At 64.8% G+C, this 16,436-nt stretch carries 13 protein-coding genes and 1 pseudogene; 5 read left to right on the top strand and 9 right to left on the bottom strand.

What is annotated here, in order from left to right:
- Positions 1–36: 36 nt before the first annotated feature.
- Together ACJ8FR_RS08860 and ACJ8FR_RS08855 are read right to left on the bottom strand one after the other, a co-directional pair.
- Positions 37–1,347 carry an FAD-dependent oxidoreductase gene (locus ACJ8FR_RS08860; protein ID WP_407828302.1) on the bottom strand — a complete coding sequence of 437 codons (1,311 nt, stop codon included), beginning with the start codon at positions 1,345–1,347 and terminating at the stop codon, positions 37–39.
- 98 nt (positions 1,348–1,445) lie between these two features.
- Positions 1,446–1,760, bottom strand: a complete 315-nt coding sequence (locus tag ACJ8FR_RS08855) for a polyhydroxyalkanoic acid system family protein (RefSeq protein WP_407828264.1) — start codon at positions 1,758–1,760, stop codon at positions 1,446–1,448.
- A 63-nt stretch (positions 1,761–1,823) separates the two neighbouring features.
- Between ACJ8FR_RS08855 and ACJ8FR_RS08850 the strand changes: the two genes are divergently transcribed.
- Together ACJ8FR_RS08850 and clpB are read left to right on the top strand one after the other, a co-directional pair.
- The gene (locus tag ACJ8FR_RS08850) at positions 1,824–2,642 is read left to right on the top strand and encodes a hypothetical protein (protein WP_407828263.1); all 819 of its coding nucleotides are present in this window, start codon (positions 1,824–1,826) and stop codon (positions 2,640–2,642) included.
- 86 nt (positions 2,643–2,728) lie between these two features.
- On the top strand, positions 2,729–5,335 hold the full coding sequence (gene clpB, locus ACJ8FR_RS08845; protein WP_407828262.1) for an ATP-dependent chaperone ClpB: 2,607 nt from the start codon (positions 2,729–2,731) through the stop codon (positions 5,333–5,335).
- Between the two features lie 30 nt (positions 5,336–5,365).
- Here the strand turns inward: clpB and ACJ8FR_RS08840 are convergent, their stop codons facing one another.
- From ACJ8FR_RS08840 to ACJ8FR_RS08820, 5 genes and pseudogenes are all read right to left on the bottom strand, one after another.
- Positions 5,366–5,719: a hypothetical protein gene (locus ACJ8FR_RS08840; RefSeq protein WP_407828261.1), complete on the bottom strand. Its 354-nt coding sequence runs from the start codon at positions 5,717–5,719 to the stop codon at positions 5,366–5,368.
- A gap of 69 nt (positions 5,720–5,788) precedes the next feature.
- Positions 5,789–6,946, bottom strand: a complete 1,158-nt coding sequence (locus ACJ8FR_RS08835; RefSeq protein WP_407828260.1) for an aspartyl/asparaginyl beta-hydroxylase domain-containing protein — start codon at positions 6,944–6,946, stop codon at positions 5,789–5,791.
- Entirely contained in the window at positions 6,943–8,589 is a 1,647-nt protein-coding gene (locus tag ACJ8FR_RS08830; protein ID WP_407828301.1) for a tetratricopeptide repeat-containing sulfotransferase family protein, read from the bottom strand. The genes ACJ8FR_RS08835 and ACJ8FR_RS08830 overlap by 4 nt, the downstream gene beginning before the upstream one ends.
- A gap of 66 nt (positions 8,590–8,655) precedes the next feature.
- A pseudogene (locus ACJ8FR_RS08825) lies at positions 8,656–8,784 on the bottom strand (tetratricopeptide repeat protein); the annotation flags it as partial.
- A gap of 260 nt (positions 8,785–9,044) precedes the next feature.
- On the bottom strand, positions 9,045–12,332 hold the full coding sequence (locus tag ACJ8FR_RS08820) for a TonB-dependent receptor plug domain-containing protein (protein WP_407828259.1): 3,288 nt from the start codon (positions 12,330–12,332) through the stop codon (positions 9,045–9,047).
- 226 nt (positions 12,333–12,558) lie between these two features.
- On the opposite strand from ACJ8FR_RS08820, the gene ACJ8FR_RS08815 reads away from it, so the two are divergent.
- Positions 12,559–13,083 (top strand): hypothetical protein, encoded by a 525-nt coding sequence (locus ACJ8FR_RS08815; RefSeq protein WP_407828258.1) that lies wholly within the window; start codon positions 12,559–12,561, stop codon positions 13,081–13,083.
- On the opposite strand, the gene ACJ8FR_RS08810 is transcribed toward ACJ8FR_RS08815, so the two are convergent.
- Together ACJ8FR_RS08810 and xseA are read right to left on the bottom strand one after the other, a co-directional pair.
- Positions 13,080–13,283, bottom strand: coding sequence for a DUF2093 domain-containing protein (locus ACJ8FR_RS08810; RefSeq protein ID WP_407828300.1), 204 nt, complete (start codon positions 13,281–13,283; stop codon positions 13,080–13,082). The genes ACJ8FR_RS08815 and ACJ8FR_RS08810 overlap by 4 nt on opposite strands.
- A 6-nt stretch (positions 13,284–13,289) precedes the next feature.
- A complete protein-coding gene (gene xseA / locus ACJ8FR_RS08805; protein WP_407828257.1) occupies positions 13,290–14,678 on the bottom strand; it encodes an exodeoxyribonuclease VII large subunit in 1,389 nt (462 codons plus the stop codon).
- On the opposite strand from xseA, the gene purD reads away from it, so the two are divergent.
- Both purD and ACJ8FR_RS08795 read left to right on the top strand, forming a co-directional pair.
- Positions 14,677–15,936 (top strand): phosphoribosylamine--glycine ligase, encoded by a 1,260-nt coding sequence (gene purD, locus ACJ8FR_RS08800; protein ID WP_407828256.1) that lies wholly within the window; start codon positions 14,677–14,679, stop codon positions 15,934–15,936. The genes xseA and purD overlap by 2 nt on opposite strands.
- The gene (locus tag ACJ8FR_RS08795) at positions 15,933–16,433 is read left to right on the top strand and encodes a hypothetical protein (protein WP_407828255.1); all 501 of its coding nucleotides are present in this window, start codon (positions 15,933–15,935) and stop codon (positions 16,431–16,433) included. Before purD ends, ACJ8FR_RS08795 begins: the two co-directional genes overlap by 4 nt.
- The last annotated feature ends 3 nt before the right edge of the window (positions 16,434–16,436 follow it).

Genomic DNA, 16,436 nt, shown 5'->3' with positions numbered 1-16,436 from the left:
CTAGATAGAAGGGGGTGTGGATTAGCGCAACCGCAATTAGCGGCCGATCGCCTGCAGCCAGTCTTGGTGCCGGACGAACTTCTCGCGCGGGGAGCCGGGACGGGCGCGGCCAGTCTCGGTCTCCTCGATCTTGCGCCAGTCGTCATAGTCGGTCGGCATCACGCCACGCTGCTCGAGTAGCGGCTTGAGACCTTCCGCACCTGGCCGGTTATCCGAGCTTCCGGGCGGCAGGGCGGCAGCCACCTGGTCGGCGACTTCATAGCCGTCGGGGCGGTTGGTGCCGATGGTCCCGGTCGGTCCCCGCCGCGCCCACCCGACCGCGAACAGCCGATCGCCGATGCGGCCGTTTTGGTTGACGAACTTGCCGCCTTCGAACGGGACGTCCGCGATCGGCGACGTGGAATATCCGATCGCGGTGATGATCAGCGGTGCCGGCACCGCATAGGTCTCGCCGGTGCCGCGCGCGGCCCCGCTGTCGTCCAGCAGTGTACGCTCGACGATAATCCGCTCTGCCCGGCCGTCGCCTTCGATCGCCACTGGCTTGGCGAAGAAATCGAAGACAATCCGCTTGGGTTTGTTCCGCTCGAGATCGGCGAAGCCGCGCAGCAAGGTCACCGATTTGCGCAAGCCCGGGTCGAGCGCTTCGTCGGCCTCGACCGGCGGGAAATCCGCGGGTTCGACTTCCGGCACCGCCGCCTCGAGGTGGCCGAGCTCGCCAAGTTCCTTGGGAGTCATGGCGACCTGATGCGGACCGCGGCGACCGAGGATCGTGACCGTACGGATCGCGGACCTGTCCAGCGCATCCAAGGCGTGACCGACGATGTCCGACCCTTCGAACTCATGGCGCGTCTTCGACAGGATGCGCGCGCAATCGAGCGCGACATTGCCCGCGCCGACGACAGCCGCATGGCTGCCGGCAAGCGGCGGGTCGAGGTCGGCGAACTCGGGATGGCCATTGTACCACCCGACGAACTCGGCCGAGCCGATGACGCCGGGCAGATCCTCGCCGCGGATGCCGAGCTTGCGGTCGTGCGGTGCGCCGGTGGCGAGGATCACGGCATCGTAAAGCTCGAGCAGCTCGGCGACCGAGACGTCGCGGCCGACGGTCACATTGCCGATGAAGTCGACGCCAGCGTTCTCGGCGACCTTGTCGTAGCGCTTGCTGACGGCTTTCAGCGACTGGTGGTCGGGAGCGACGCCAAAGCGGATCAAGCCGTAAGGGACAGGATAGCGGTCGAGGATGTCGATACGTGCCCCAGCACTATCAGCGCCGCCATAGGCCTTTTCTAGGGCCTCGGCAGTGTAGAAGCCCGCCGGCCCCGAACCGACCACCGCGAAATGCCGCATTTCATCTCCCGTCATTGCGATCCCGGGCTTGATCCGGGGGGAAGCAATCCAGCCGTGACCTTGGATTGCCGAGTCGCCACGCTCCTCGCAATGAAGAATTAGCTGCGGTGATCCTCCAGCAGCACGCTGCCCTTCTTCTGGAGCGCGGCCTGGACAATGCCGGAAAACATCCCGAGCATTCCGGGCAGCAGCACCTTGAGGTGCACCTTCGCCTCCATCACGTCGATCGTGGCGTTCACCGCCTCCCCCATCGCCGCGATGTTGAGGTTGAGCTGATCGCCGGCCCAACCCGAGGTCACGCGAGCACCGCCGGGAATATGCTGCTCGAGCTTGTGGATGTTGTTGGCGATGCGGCGTCGCGCTTCGTCCTTGCCAAGATTGTGGGGCAGGTCGACGTCGATGGGCTGAGTCATTGCTGCGACGTGGGCCGGCGTTCAACGCTTTTCAAGCAGACTCATAGGAGTATGATTCTATTGATGAAGCTGATCCTTGCGCCTCTCGTCCTGTTGGCAACGGCGGCAGCAGCGCAGCCGGCGGCCGCCCCGCTGCCCGCGATTGTGCCCACGATCCCGCCCTCGAGCCCGGCTGCTCCGTATATCACCGCCGGGCAGGACGAACCGGGCTACCGGTCCTGGTATCTCTCGGCGCCGTGGCGGGCCGGCCAAGTGAAGGCGTTCAACGACTATCTGGCTGGCGCTCAGGTCGCCGGGATCGTTCCCACCTGGCAGCTGCTTCGCACCGCGACCGCGTGGAAGGATTGCGGCGGCCAGCCGTTCGAGGTCCCGCCATCGGACCAATGGCCGCATATGGTGCAGACCCTGCGTTACGTTCGCGATTATGTGGTCCCCGCGGTCGGTCCGGTGGAACCGGTGTCGGTATATCGCAACCCGATGCTCAATCTCTGCGCCGGCGGCGCCCCCGAGAGCGCGCACATGCTCGATTCCGCCATCGACCTGGTGCCGCTGAAGCCGATCGACCGAATCACGCTGATGCGGACGCTGTGCGGGACGCATTCGGAGCACGGCGCCGCGTACAATGCCGGCCTCGGTTTCTACGCTTACCTCCGCTTCCACGTTGACAGCACCAAGTATCGGCGCTGGAACATGGACCCGGCAGTCGCCGCGGAATGCGCGCCGATCGTCCACCCGGAGGACATAGCGAGCGTCGGGCAGCCCTTGCCGGTGACGGCGCCTGCATCGGCGGCCGTTCCGCAGGGCACGGTTTCAGTGCCCGTTACAGCGGGGACCACGAGCATGCCGGACGACCAAGCGAAATCGCCGCCATCCGGCCATTGAGCCTCGCCAACCCGCGGACTGGCCGCGTGGACCTTGTGTTGCCCTAGTGCAACGCCATATCGGCCCCAAGGACAGAGGGGTTCTGAATGGACTTTGAGAAGCTGACCGATCGCGCGCGCGGATTTCTCCAGGCGGCGCAGACGATCGCGGTTCGCGAGCATCACCAGCGCATCGCGCCAGCGCACCTGCTGAAAGCGCTGCTCGACGACGAGCAGGGCATGGCCGCGGGATTGATCCAGGCCGCGGGCGGGGACGCCAAGGCTGCGAAGCGCGAGGCCGATGCCCTTGTCGCCAAGATCCCGGCCGTGACGGGAAGCGGAGCGAGCCAGGCGCCCGCGATGGACGGCGACACGATCCGCATCCTCGACCAGGCCGAGCAGGTCGCCAAGAAGGCCAACGACAGCTATGTGACGGTCGAGCGAATCCTGCTGGCGATGGCGCTGGCCAAGGGGACCGAGGTCGGCGACGCGCTCGCCAAGGCCGGTCTCACGCCGCAGAACCTCAACGCCGCGATCGACAAACTGCGCGGCGGGCGCACCGCCGACACGCAAGCCTCGGAGGACCGTTACGATGCGCTGAAGAAATACGCGCGCGACCTCACCGAGGCGGCGCGCGAAGGCAAGCTCGACCCGGTCATCGGCCGCGACGAGGAGATCCGCCGGACGATCCAGGTGCTTGCGCGGCGGACCAAGAACAACCCGGTGCTGATCGGCGAGCCCGGTGTCGGCAAGACCGCGATTGTCGAAGGCTTGGCGGTGCGTATCGCCAACGGTGACGTGCCCGATGGGATCAAGGACAAGCGCCTGCTTGCGCTCGACCTGGGAGCGATGATCGCCGGCGCCAAATATCGCGGCGAGTTCGAGGAGCGGCTCAAAGGCGTGCTCGACGAGGTCAAGCAAGCCGCTGGCGAAATCATCCTGTTCATCGACGAAATGCACACCCTCGTGGGCGCCGGCAAAGCCGAAGGCGCGATGGACGCCGGCAATTTGCTGAAGCCATCCCTGGCCCGCGGCGAGCTGCATTGCATCGGCGCGACGACGCTCGACGAATATCGCAAATATATCGAAAAGGACGCGGCGCTCGAACGACGATTCCAGCCGGTGTTCGTCGGCGAGCCGAGCGTTCCCGACACCATCTCGATCCTCCGCGGGCTCAAGGAGAAGTACGAGCTTCACCACGGCGTACGCATCACCGACGCGGCGATCGTTGCCGCGGCGACGCTCGGCAACCGCTACATCACCGACCGTTTCCTGCCCGACAAGGCGATCGACTTGATGGACGAGGCCGCGAGCCGCATCCGCATGGAGGTCGAATCCAAGCCCGAAGAGATCGAAAATCTCGACCGGCGCATCATCCAGCTCAAGATCGAGCGCGAGGCGCTGAAGAAGGAGCAGGACAAGGCATCCAAGGATCGGCTGGCGAAGCTCGAGGAGGAGCTGGCGAACCTCGAACAGCAGTCGGCCGAGCTGACCCAGCGCTGGCAGGCCGAGAAGGAAAAGATCTCCGCCGAGGCGAAACTCAAGGAGCAGCTGGATCACGCCCGGCTCGAGCTCGAGCAGGCGCAGCGCAGCGGCGATCTCGCCAAGGCCGGCGAGCTGCAATACGGGCGCATTCCGCAGCTCGACAAGCAACTCGCGGACGCGCAGGCCGCGGCCAAGGGCGCGATGCTGCGCGAGGAAGTTACCGACCAGGACATCGCTGGCGTGGTCAGCCGCTGGACCGGGATTCCGGTCGAACGGATGATGGAGGGCGAGCGCGAGAAATTGCTCCAGATGGAAGCGACGATCGGCGCCCGCGTGATCGGCCAGGAAGATGCGGTGAAGGCGGTGTCCGCCGCCGTCCGCCGCGCCCGCGCCGGGTTGCAGGACCCCAACCGGCCATTGGGCTCTTTCCTGTTCCTCGGCCCGACCGGCGTCGGCAAGACCGAGCTGACCAAGGCGCTCGCCGAATTCCTGTTCGACGATTCAAGCGCGATGGTCCGCATCGACATGTCGGAGTTCATGGAGAAGCACGCCGTCGCCCGGCTGATCGGCGCGCCTCCGGGCTATGTCGGCTACGAAGAAGGCGGCGTACTGACCGAGGCGGTCCGGCGCCGGCCCTACCAGGTCGTGCTGTTCGACGAGGTCGAGAAGGCCCACGGCGACGTGTTCAACGTGCTCCTCCAGGTGCTCGACGACGGCCGGCTGACCGACGGCCAGGGCCGTACCGTCGACTTCACCAACACGATCATCATCCTGACCTCCAACCTCGGTTCACAATATCTGGCGTCGCTTGGCGAGGACGAGCCGGTCGAGAAGGTCGAGCCGCAGGTGATGGAGGTCGTCCGCGCCCACTTCCGCCCCGAGTTCCTCAACCGGCTGGACGAGATCATCCTGTTCCACCGCCTCGGCGCGGGGCACATGGGCCCGATCGTCGACATCCAGGTCGCGCGGCTGCAAAAGCTGCTCGACGAGCGCAAAATCAAGCTCGAACTCAGCGATGCGGCGCGGGCGTGGCTCGGCCGCGTCGGCTACGATCCGGTGTACGGCGCCCGGCCGCTCAAGCGCGCGGTGCAGAAATATCTGCAGGACCCGCTGGCCGATAAAATCCTCGCCGGCGAGATCGCGGACGGCTCGGTCGTGCGGGTCGACGAAGGTGACGGACAGCTGGTGCTCACGCCGCTGGGTGACGCGCTACAGGAGGCTGCGGAATAGGTCCCTAGCCGAGCCTTTCACCAATGGATCTTACTTCCCCGGAACACCAGCGCCCTGCATCTGCGTCTTGTCGATCACCTCACGCTCCTCCTGCCGCCGAGACGCCCATTCGGCGCGGGTGGCGCAAACCTTGTGGCCTTTCAACCGCGAGTCGATGGCTGGCTCATACTCACAGACGACCTGGTTAGGATCATTGGGCACCTTGACGGTTGCAGTAGGCGCAGGCGGGCTCGGATCGGGATTGCCAGCCATCAGGGGAGAAGCAACGCACGTCAGCGCGGCGACGAGAAACGCATTAAAAACTCTACGCATGGCGACGGCTCCGTTTTTGCAGGAGGCATTTTGAAGTCCTTCGTGGTCGTTGTCCATCACCTTCAATAACATCTCGGGACGGACGGTCCGGGACGGATCGGAGAGGCAAGTGGAACGAGACCGCTTGTCCCAATTGCGCGTTTATTGTTCGTGGACGGAGGTCGGCCCCAGTGCCTCGATCAGTGCGGTGATCGCCTCGCGCTCCACGTTGGCAAGATCCGGGTGCCAGATGTCCAGGATGAAGACTACTCGCAGTTCGCCGCTAGGATTCATGGCTTCGTGCTCGATCGTGTCATCGAACACGAAAGCCTCTCCTCGCTCCCAGCTGCGAGTCTGCGCGCCGACGCGGAACCAGCACCCGGCCGGCACGATCAATGGAAGGTGACACACCAGCCGCGCATTGCTGATTCCGACGTGCGGCGGAATATGCGTATTCGGCGCCAGCAGAGAGAACATCGCATTGGGACCGGCACCGCGGATCTGCGGCTGGGGAATGCGCTCAAGGAGGGCCATGATGCGCGGGCAGTGACGCGCATTCGCTTCGATCAACTCGCCATTTCGCAACAGGTGAATGGCGGTCCAATCCCGGTTGTGGTTCAGCGGCCTCAACTGATCGAGGGGCAGATACGCATCATATTGAATGTAGGGCACGAGCTCAGCCCGCTCTGCAGCCATCACCGCCGTAAGCTCCTGCTGCACCACATCGGTCGCAGCCTCCAGCTCCTGCAGCCACGGAAACATCGCGGGCGGATGAAACTCGCGCTCGCGCAGCTCGGGAAAATGGAAGTCGGTCGGTTCGCTGTGAAAAGGCCTCGTCAATCTCAGGCTGTTTGTCCGAAAACGCTCGATCCGCTGGGCTTCGGCCGCGGAAGCCCGCTGCTGCGTTGCCGAGATCGCCTCCGCCAGGCGGCGGCCGCGCTCCGCAACCCACGCGGCGTGGATCTTCGCACCCTTGGCGACTGCAGCAGCCAGCTCGGGCGGGAGGTCACCTTTTGGGCGATTAGCGAGTGCATTCCCCCAGGCTTCGCCCGACTCGCTCGGCTGGAGCCGATCAAGCAGGCTCGCGCGGAGGACGAGAGCCACGAAGTCACGCGGCTTCAGCTCAAGCGCGCGTTGCGCCGCCTCGAGCGCCTTCAACGGCCTTCCGGTGGCCCGCTCCACACCGGCGAGGCGCAACCACAGACCGGGGTCCGAGCCCGCTTGGGCTGCCCGCGAAAGCAAATCCCGTGCCGCCGACAGATTCCCAATAGCGACCTCGCGGTCTGCCTGTGACACCAACAAGCCGACGTCTTCGCTCATAGTTCGTAACCGAACTTCTCGACCCACGGCGCGAGAATCGGAAGCACCGGCTCAAGATGTTTGCGATAATTCCGCCATTTGCCTGCGGACCGTGTGTAAATCTGCTCCGTCACCTGCGCGTAGCTCGCCGTCTTGACTTGCGCACGTCGTCGGGCAGTGGAGGTATGATCGACGATCGTCGCCTCCCACGGCAGGTCGAGCCGGTCCGCCAAGGGCCGCAACACTCGCTCAGGACCCTCGATGAGCTCCTCATAAACGACCTCGGCGACATCGAGGTCCAACAGGCGCCGCGCCTTCTCCCAGTGCGTGAACGTGAGATCGTAGAGCTGCGCGGTGGTTTCGAGCGTCAGGAAGTTCGACATCGCGTTGTTCAGCTTGAAATTGGTCATGAAGCAGCTGAGCACCACGTCGCACGGGTGCCGGAGAGCCAGGATGAACTTGGACCGGGGAAACAGGCGGTGAATGGCTTCGGCCTTGTTGAGATGAAGCGGGTGCTTGTCGACGACGACGTTGTCGGGCGTGAGTGGATGGTCCCGCGCGATGTTCTCGAAATACTCGGCTCGAAGCCTGCGCAGCTCAGGAACCGGAACGTTCGGCCATTCAGTGACACCGCCAATGCCGAGCTCCAGCGTCGCGAGATATGGTTCTTCCTCGAGCACCAGGGTCTGCGAATGGCCCATCAGCATCGTATCCAACAGCGTCGTGCCGGACCTTGGGAATCCCACCAGGAACACCGGGTCAGGGCGCTCGAGCGGCTCGTCGAATTTCGGCCACGTCGCGAGCCATTCGGCGGATAGAATTTCCGTGCTTTCCCGAACCATGTCGCGGTAGACTCGTGCACGTTCGGCCGGCCCCGAAAGGTCTGTAGCCCATTCGGAATTTGCCGCTTCAGCAGCCGCAAACGCCTCATCGTAGTTGCCGCGCGCGTCCTCTAGCTGGCTTTCGAGCTGCAACCGCCGCACATCGTCCGCGATTCCTTGCGATCGCTGGAAGGCGTCCCAAGCCTCGTCGATTTTTCCCTGCCGCTTATAACCAATTGCGCGGATGTAATTGACGGTCGGATCGTCTGCGCCGGCGGCTCTAGCGCGCTCGACCAGCCCAGGCAGCTTCTGTTCCTCATTGCTGCGGTCGTAAATCGACGCGAGACAGGCGAAGGCCTCGCTTTGTCCCGGCTCAAGCGAGAGAGTATGATCGCAAGCTTGCTCCGCTTCGGTAAAGGCCCCCCGGCCGATCGACTCGTGAACAAACGTCTTAAGGATGTGATGGTCGTTGGGCTGCCGCTCGAGCGCGTCCTTGAGCGCCATGTAAGCAGCTTCCTCGCGCGCCTGAGCGGTAAAGAGATTATAGAGCCGAATTAGGGGTTCGATGTCGTCGGGGAAGCGATCCGCGACCTCGCCCAAAAGACGCTCGGCCTCTTCCTCCTGCCCAGCATCGATCAGGCCTTGAGCCAAGTTAACCTGAATCGGTGCGCTGGCCGGCTGAAGCGCGGCGGCGCGGCGAAGCGCCGCAACGCTCTCTTCCCACCGTCCGAGACCGGCGAGCGCATTGCCGAGGTTGTTCCAGGCGGCCCAGTCGGCCGGTTCACGCGCGACGATCTGACGATAGAGGTCGATCGCGTCCTCGAAGCGTGCCAACGACTGCATCACGTGGGCATGCAACCGAGCGATGCGCATCGTGCGATCGGCAAATGCGATGTCGCGATCACAAAATTGCACTGCTTCTTCGAAGCGCCCGAGCGTACTCAGCGCTTCGAGCAAGTTTGCGCGGACCGTGCGATCCTGCGGTTTTGCGTTAAGCGCCTGGCGAAGCGATATTTCGGCTTCAGCCGGAGCGCCCATTTGCAGGCAAATCGCTCCATGAAGAGCCTGAAGTATAGGATCCGCATTCGACTGGAGCAGGCCTTCACAGAGGCGTCGCGCCTCGGCCATACGGCCGCTGCGTATCAGCATTCCCGCGCGCTGAAGCTCCGTTTGGTTACTCACGGTCATCAGGCCAAATTCATGCACGGGCTATGCCGCGACGCAAGCGACAACCGAATGCATCTAAAAAAAGGGGCAGCGGCACAAGGCCGCTGCCCCGGAGATTGGCGCTGTCTCGATCAGAAGTTGAGCGTAACGCCGGCGTAGATGTAACGGCCAAGCGCGTCATACGTGCCCGGGTAGGTGTTGCCGTTGCACGGACCCGTCGGGCATGGAGCCTGACCGAACTGTGACGAACCATTGTTCGTCAGCGGCGGCCCCCGGTCCAGGACGTTGTTCACGCCGAGGCGCAGATTGTAGTGGTCGCCAATTGTGAACGTGCTCGCCAGGTCGAAATAGTTCTGCGCGGGAAGCACACTCAACACAGTGTAGGCGGGGCCGCCCGGCGGCGACACCGGGTTCAGGAAATCCTCCGTGGCACTGCTGAAGTGGCGCCACTGAACCGACAGGCCAATGCCGTTCGGCATCTGCAGGCCCAGCCGGGCCTTGTGACGATACTTCGGATTGGCGCTACCGATCGAGCCACCGATGAAGCTGCAAGTGCTTCCATAGAAGCCGGCACAATCGAATGCCCCGGTCAGGCCGTTATTGACCGTCAGGTGACGCAGGAAGGTGCCGAGGTAGCTGGCCGACAGCGTCCCCAGCCCGCCAAAGCGGTAGGAATAGCTGCCGCTCACATCAATGCCCGTGGTCGAGAACGATCCGACGTTGCGAGTTATGTCCGTGACGAAACCGCCGGCCGACAGCCACAGCGAGCCCGCAGGATTACGATGAACGAGCGCACACGATGGGTCGATGGTCGTCGCGGTAGAAGCTGCGACGCACTGAGCCAGAATCGCGTCCGCGCCGAACGTCTGGATCGCATTGTCGATGAAAATTTTGTACCAATCGACGGTGAGCGCCAACCGGGGGATGAACCGCGGCTGTAGGACGACGCCAAGCGTTTTCGTCGTGGCCTTCTCGGGCTGCAGACCCGGGTTGCCACCGAGCAATCCATTGTACTGGCCTGCAGGATTCGCCGTCACGGTGAAACCGACCGGATTGGCGATGCCCGCCGCTCGCAACTGTGCGATGCAACCAAACTGAGTGGCCGCGATCGGCGCGCCGGTGCACGGATCGGTGCCGCCGTCCAGGCCGACGAAGTTTGTCGTGAACAATTCCTGGATGTTCGGAGCGCGCGCGGCACGGTTGTAGGCACCGCGGAAGCGGATGTCCCTGATCGGCGCGAACTCGGCCGAAATCTTGTACGTATCGGTGTCGTACGTGCCGCCGGTCGACAGCTTGTACCACGACTTGCGGTATCCGGCATTCACCGACAGGTCTTCGATGAAGCTGTGATGCACAAGAGGCAGCTGAACTTCGCCGAAGGCCTCGAGCACGCGATAGTCTCCGTCGATCGGCAAGGTCGGTGCGCCGTTGCCGGCCTGATCGCCGGCTTGCAGGCCTGCGTCTGGAACAAGGGACAGCGACTCCTTGCGATATTCCGCGCCGACATTCACCCCGATCCCGTCGTCGGCCCAAGGCGTCTTCAGGCCGTACTCGCCCAATGCGCCGGTGAAGTTCACGTCTGCCACCTGCTCGCCGGTGACACCGGTCAGGATCGACGGAACCGACAGATAGGCCTGCTGCGCAGCGTTGACCGGCGCGCCCGTGAAGATGTCGTAGGGGACGCACAGCGGATCGGTGCCGTCGAGGACGGAGCGGCAGACGGGCTGCCCGAAGGTGGCGCTGCCCGCCCTAGTGTCGGTCACGACGTTGAGAGCCCGGTTCAACCGCGAGGTCGCGAAGTTGCCCGTATTCACAGCAGTGACGTTGGTGCGGCCGTACTGGAAATAACTGTCGTACGACCAGGCCGGCGACAGGTCGCCGCGCATTCCGAGCACACCGCGGAACGTCGTGTGCTTGTAATCGGTAACGCGCGGGCCACCTTCGGTGTTGCGCCGCCCGATCTCGGCAAATGCAAGATTATATGGAGTGCCGAGCGCGTCGAAGAAGGTCTCCGCCGGCGCACCTGGATTGGGGTTGAAGCCGGCGGCCGAGGCGACCGGGAAGGTCCCGAGGAAGCCGGTGATCAGGTTGCCGGAGTTGCACAACAGCGTTCGCTGCTGCGCCGAAAGCAGCGGGTTGTCGCAATTGACGGTGAACGTGGAGCCCAGGAAGTCGCCACCCGCGGCGATCTGCTGGATCGAGCGGTCGTCCATGAACATGAATTCCATGTACGGCTTGAGAGCCGGCGTGATGTCATAGTGCGCAAACGCGCCGCCGACATAGCGCTCGTCGGCCCGCTGGAAGTAGTTCGTCGGGCCGAAGTTAAACCGGGCGAGCGTGCCTTGATTAAGGACGCCTGGCCCGAACGAACCGGCGGTCGAGCTCGGCCCAGCCGTGTAAAACAGGACGTTGCCCGGATTTGCCGTCGCGGAGCCGCCGCAGCGGAGGGGCGAGTTGGGCGTGAAGCCATTGCCCGAAGGATCGTTCGTCTGAATGACGCAGGCGCTATAGTCGCGCCGCGATTGCAGAACCGGATTGACCTTGCGGTAGCCGAAATACGCGACCGCATGGCCGCGGTTATCGTCGAAGCCCGTACCGAACGACACGGTGCCATCAAAGGTCCCGCCGTCGGCAACGCTTCCCTTCGGATAGGAGAAGCCCGTAAGCCCAGCCGCGATGCGCGCGTCGAGGATCCCGCGCATCGTCTGCCCGGTGCTGAAGTTTATATTGTTGTTGTTGTGCTGGTTGAACGAATATTGGCCGTCAAAGCGGATGCCGCTGAAGTTGTCGTCCATGATGAAGTTGACGACACCGGCGACGGCGTCAGCACCATAGACCGACGACGCGCCCCCGGTAAGGACTTCGACCCGCTTTATGAGTGAAGATGGAATGACATTGATGTCGGAAGGTCCCGCGCCGCCCGGCTGGGCGTCGCCCGGAACGAGGCGACGGCCGTTGACCAGCACCGCCGTACGCTTGGCGCCGAGGTTGCGCAGGTTGACGGTGGCGGTGCCGTTTGAGCCGTTGGAGACGCCCGAGGCCTGCGACGCCGTGATCGAGGGAAGCGAGTTCAGAAGGTCTTCGACGCGGGTCGTGCCCTGAAGTTTGAAATCTTGGTTCGTGACCACCGTGACCGGGGCGGCCGATGTCAGGTTCGGCTGCGGGATGCGGGTGCCTGTGACGATGATGTCCTGCGATTTTTCGACGGGCGCGCCCTGCGCGTTGCGCGCCGGCGTCGGCTGGCCCTCGACGGGGCCGCTCGGATTCGCCTGGACGTTGGTCGGCGTCGCATCCGTCGGCGGCGTCGGGGGTGGAGGGGTTGCCGGCGACGTATCCTGCGCGAACGCAGGAGTCGCGAGAGCGGCGACACCGATCAGAAGCGTGCTGGAGAGCAAGCGCTGACGGAACTGGAGCTTCATAAAAATCTTCCCCTTCACTAGCCGCGAACGTGCACGGCTGCGGTGGATCGGCGAATGGTTCATTGCCGAACTGATCTTTTGATAAGGGAACCACCAAGAGGCTGGCAACGTCTTGCCTCCTCCGCCGGTCGAGTTGTCAACGCTATGTATCAATTTTGCAACAGCGCGAATCTTGCGGTTAGGGCGCGACGGGGCCTAGGCTAGCGGCCTCGTTTAGGGGGACAAAATGCGCCTTGGTTTGCTTCTTATCGGCGGCATTATGGCGGCGCTGGCCACGGCTGCTCAAGCGCGCTCAACCACGCCAACCGGGACACCGGCCACCGTTCAAAGCTTGATTGCGTGCCAATCCGTTGCGGATTCCGGGCAGCGCCTGTCCTGCTACGACAAGGCCGCGCAGGGCCTGGCCGATGCCATGAACAAGAAGGAGCTGGTCGTCGTCGACAAAGCACGCGCGAACGAAGCGAAGCGGTCGCTGTTCGGCTTTTCGGTGCCCAACTTTGGCGCGCTGTTCGGCGGTGGCGACGACCAGGTCAACCAAATCGAGAGCACGGTCACCGGCGCGTTCGAGAATGGCTACGACGGCTGGATGATCAAGCTCGCCGACGGATCGAGCTGGCAGCAGACCGATAGCGCGCCGATCGCGCTGCCGCCCCGCAAAGGCGACAAGGTGGTCGTCAAGCGCGGCTCGATGGGCTCTTATTTCGTCAGGCTCGGCTCGCAGCCAGGCTTTAAGGCGAAGCGCGTCGGCTAGGAGCGCGCGCCCTCGGCCCTGAGGCTGGCCTCAGCATCGACATAAGGCTCCTGCCGCTCGACGCTCCAATATTTGAGCTCGTGCAACGGGATGCGCGCGCCGGTGACGGCACAGATCACATGGTCGCCATCGCTCAGCAAACGGAATGTGCCATGGAGATAGTGGACTCGTGCGGCCTTGCCGCTGCCGGACATGAGCATCGACATTCACTCCTCTCCGGCGTCGAACAGGCCGGGCTGGGGCGAGATGTAGGGTTTCCGCCGCTTCGGCTCAACTGGCCGTGAACGCTCGGCTCCGTCGACCGAGGCGTCAATTGCACCGTCGCCGAAATGCAGGGTCAAACGCTGAGCGGCGCGCGCGTCAGTGGCGCGGGTCAGTGTGCGGCCGTCGCGGCTCGTGACCCGGACATAGCCCTTCGACAGCGGCCGCTCGGGATGCGCGAGCTCGGCCATTTTCCAAGCGGCGCCGAGGCGCTCGGCGAGACGCGCGATACGCTGGTCGATGAGGTCGCGGCGAAGGCGCCCTGCTACGAGGTTGAGGTCGGCCCGGGCACTCCCGGCGCGCGCGGCCAGCGACCGCGGCAGCCGCTCGCCCGCGTCGTCGAGCCGCTGGACCATCGGCGCGAAGATGGCTTGCGGCTCGGGCCACCGGCAGACGGTGAGATCGAAGCGCTCGCGACTGCGCTCGACTCGCCGCGACAGGCATTGCTGCGCCCGGTGTTGGAGCTCGCCGAGCTGCGTAACCAGCTCGGCGCGAACGGGCACCGCCATTTCCGCCGCCGCGGTCGGAGTCGGTGCCCGGAGGTCAGCGGCATGGTCGATAAGCGTGGTATCGGTCTCGTGGCCGACGGCCGAAATCAGCGGGATCGGGCTCTCGGCGGCGGCGCGCACGACCTCTTCCTCGTTGAACGCCCACAGGTCCTCGATCGAACCGCCCCCGCGCGCGACGATCAGCAGGTCGGGCCTCGGCTCGATCGACGCGAATGCGCGGATCGCCGCGGCGATCTTCGCCGCCGCGCCCTCGCCCTGCACCGGGATGGGCCAGAGGATCACCCGCGTCGGGCAGCGGTCCTCGAGACGATGAAGGATATCGCGAATGACGGCGCCCGTCGGCGACGTGACCACCCCGATAACCCGCGGCAGGAAGGGCAGCTTACGCTTGCGGCCGGCGTCGAACAGGCCTTCTGCGGCGAGCGTCTTGCGGCGCTTTTCGAGCAACGCAAGCAGCGCCCCCTCCCCGGCCAGCTCCATCCGCTCGACGACGATCTGGTACTTTGAACGCCCCGGATAGGTCGTCAGCTTGCCGGTCGCGATGACCTCCGCGCCGTCCTCCGGCTTGAACGCGAGCGCAGCCGCGCTGCCGCGCCAGATCACCGCATCGATGCAGGCGTTCTCATCCTTGAGCGTGAAATAGCAATGGCCCGAAGCGTGGCGCTTGAACCCGCTGATCTCGCCGCGCACACGGACCTGGCCGAAGGCATTCTCGATCGTCCGCTTGAGCGCGCCCGACAGCTCGGTGACGGTCAGGGGCGGTGAATTGTCGCCGGGAGCGACGTCGGCTAACAGGCCGGCTCTCGTCTCTTCGGGAAGATCCATGAATATATTGCTCTTAGGCTCGGGCGGTCGCGAGGATGCGCTTGCCTGGCGCCTTAGGCAATCGCCGAGCTGTGACAAGTTGTTGGCCGGCCCGGGGAATCCCGGCATCGCCAGGTGGGCTGACTGCATCGCGATCGACCCATGCGAACCTGACGCGGTCGTTGCCGCGGCGAGGCAGAATGGCATCGGCTTGGTCGTCGTCGGCCCCGAGGCGCCGCTCGTTGCGGGCGTCGCCGATGCGCTTCGAGCGGCCGGAATCGCCGTGTTCGGTCCGAACGCCGCGGCCGCGCAGCTCGAGGGATCGAAGGGCTTCACCAAGGATTTGTGCCGGGCGAACGGTATCCCGACCGCGGACTACGTCCGGACCGAACGAGCCACGGAGGCGCGAACGGCACTGAATCGCTTCTTGATCCCGGTCGTCATCAAGGCCGACGGGCTAGCGGCAGGCAAGGGCGTCACCGTCGCAACGTCGCGAGCGGAAGCCGAGGCGGCGATCGACGCCATTGGCGATGCGCCATTAGTCATCGAGGAGTTCCTCGAGGGTGAGGAGGCGAGCCTGTTCGCGCTCGTCGACGGCGAGACCGCGGTTCCGCTCGCTTCGGCGCAGGACCACAAGCGCGTCGGCGAGGGGGACACCGGCCCGAACACGGGCGGCATGGGCGCCTACGCGCCTGCGCCCGTGCTCACCGACGCGCTCCAGGCCCGCGCGATGGATGAGATCGTCCGGCCGACCGCGCGTGCGCTCGCGGACGCGGGCGCGCCGTTCAGTGGGGTGCTTTACGCCGGGCTGATGCTGACAAGCGAAGGTCCCAAGTTGATCGAATATAATGTCCGCTTCGGCGATCCGGAGTGTGAAGCGATCATGCCGCTGATCGACGGCGACTTCGCCGAGTTGTTGCAGGCCGTCGCGCTCGGACGGCTGGCTGAAATCGGCCAGCCGAAGCTCGCCGCGAAGCACGCGGTGACCGTCATCGTCGCTGCACGAGGCTATCCGGGCATCCCAGCCGGCGGCGGCCTGATCCGCGAGATCGAGGCGGCGGAGCAGGTCGAAGGAGTCACGGTCTTCCACGCCGGGACGGCGCTCGCGGACCAGGCTTTGGTCGCGAGTGGCGGTCGGGTGCTCGCCGTGACGGCCGTCGCCGACACTTTTGCCAACGCGCGGGCGCGCGCCTACCGGGCCGTCGACCAGATCGACTTCGCCGATGGGTTCCACCGCCGCGACATCGGCTGGCGCGAGCTTGAGCGGGAAAGCGCATGAATCTCCTATTGAACTATTTCTGGCCCTGCATCGCCGCGGGGCTACTGGCCGGCGCCCTCACCGGCACGATCGGGTTTCGGCGCGCCAACCGGCGCAACGCCGCGCTGGCGCTTGGATTGTTCGCGTCGCTTGGACTTGCGGCACTTTGGCACGGCCCGCTCGGCGCTGCCGAGCGCGTCGCCCGGACGGTGGAGCGCGATGCGCGTGAAGCGCTCGACTATTATGAGATGACCAAGGTCACCGCTCACCTGCATCGCGGTCCGCTGACGCGGCGCCTGATCCTCGCTGGACCCGCCGACGATTTCCAGACGAGTGAGCTGGTGCGCCTCATGAGCCAGTTGCCCGGCGTGTCGCGCGCACAGTGGACCGCTGAACCAGCCGGCCCGCCACTCATCCTGGAAGCGTTTGGCGTGGCAATCGCAGGCTTTCTTTCCGGCCTGTTGCTCGCCTATCTCGTCGACCTTCGCCGTCGTTACAACGCACAATGGACCTGGTGAGAG

The sequence above is a fragment of the Sphingomonas sp. genome (assembly GCF_045810705.1).
Taxonomy (GTDB): domain Bacteria; phylum Pseudomonadota; class Alphaproteobacteria; order Sphingomonadales; family Sphingomonadaceae; genus Sphingomicrobium.
This window is presented reverse-complemented; position numbering and strand designations above follow the sequence as displayed.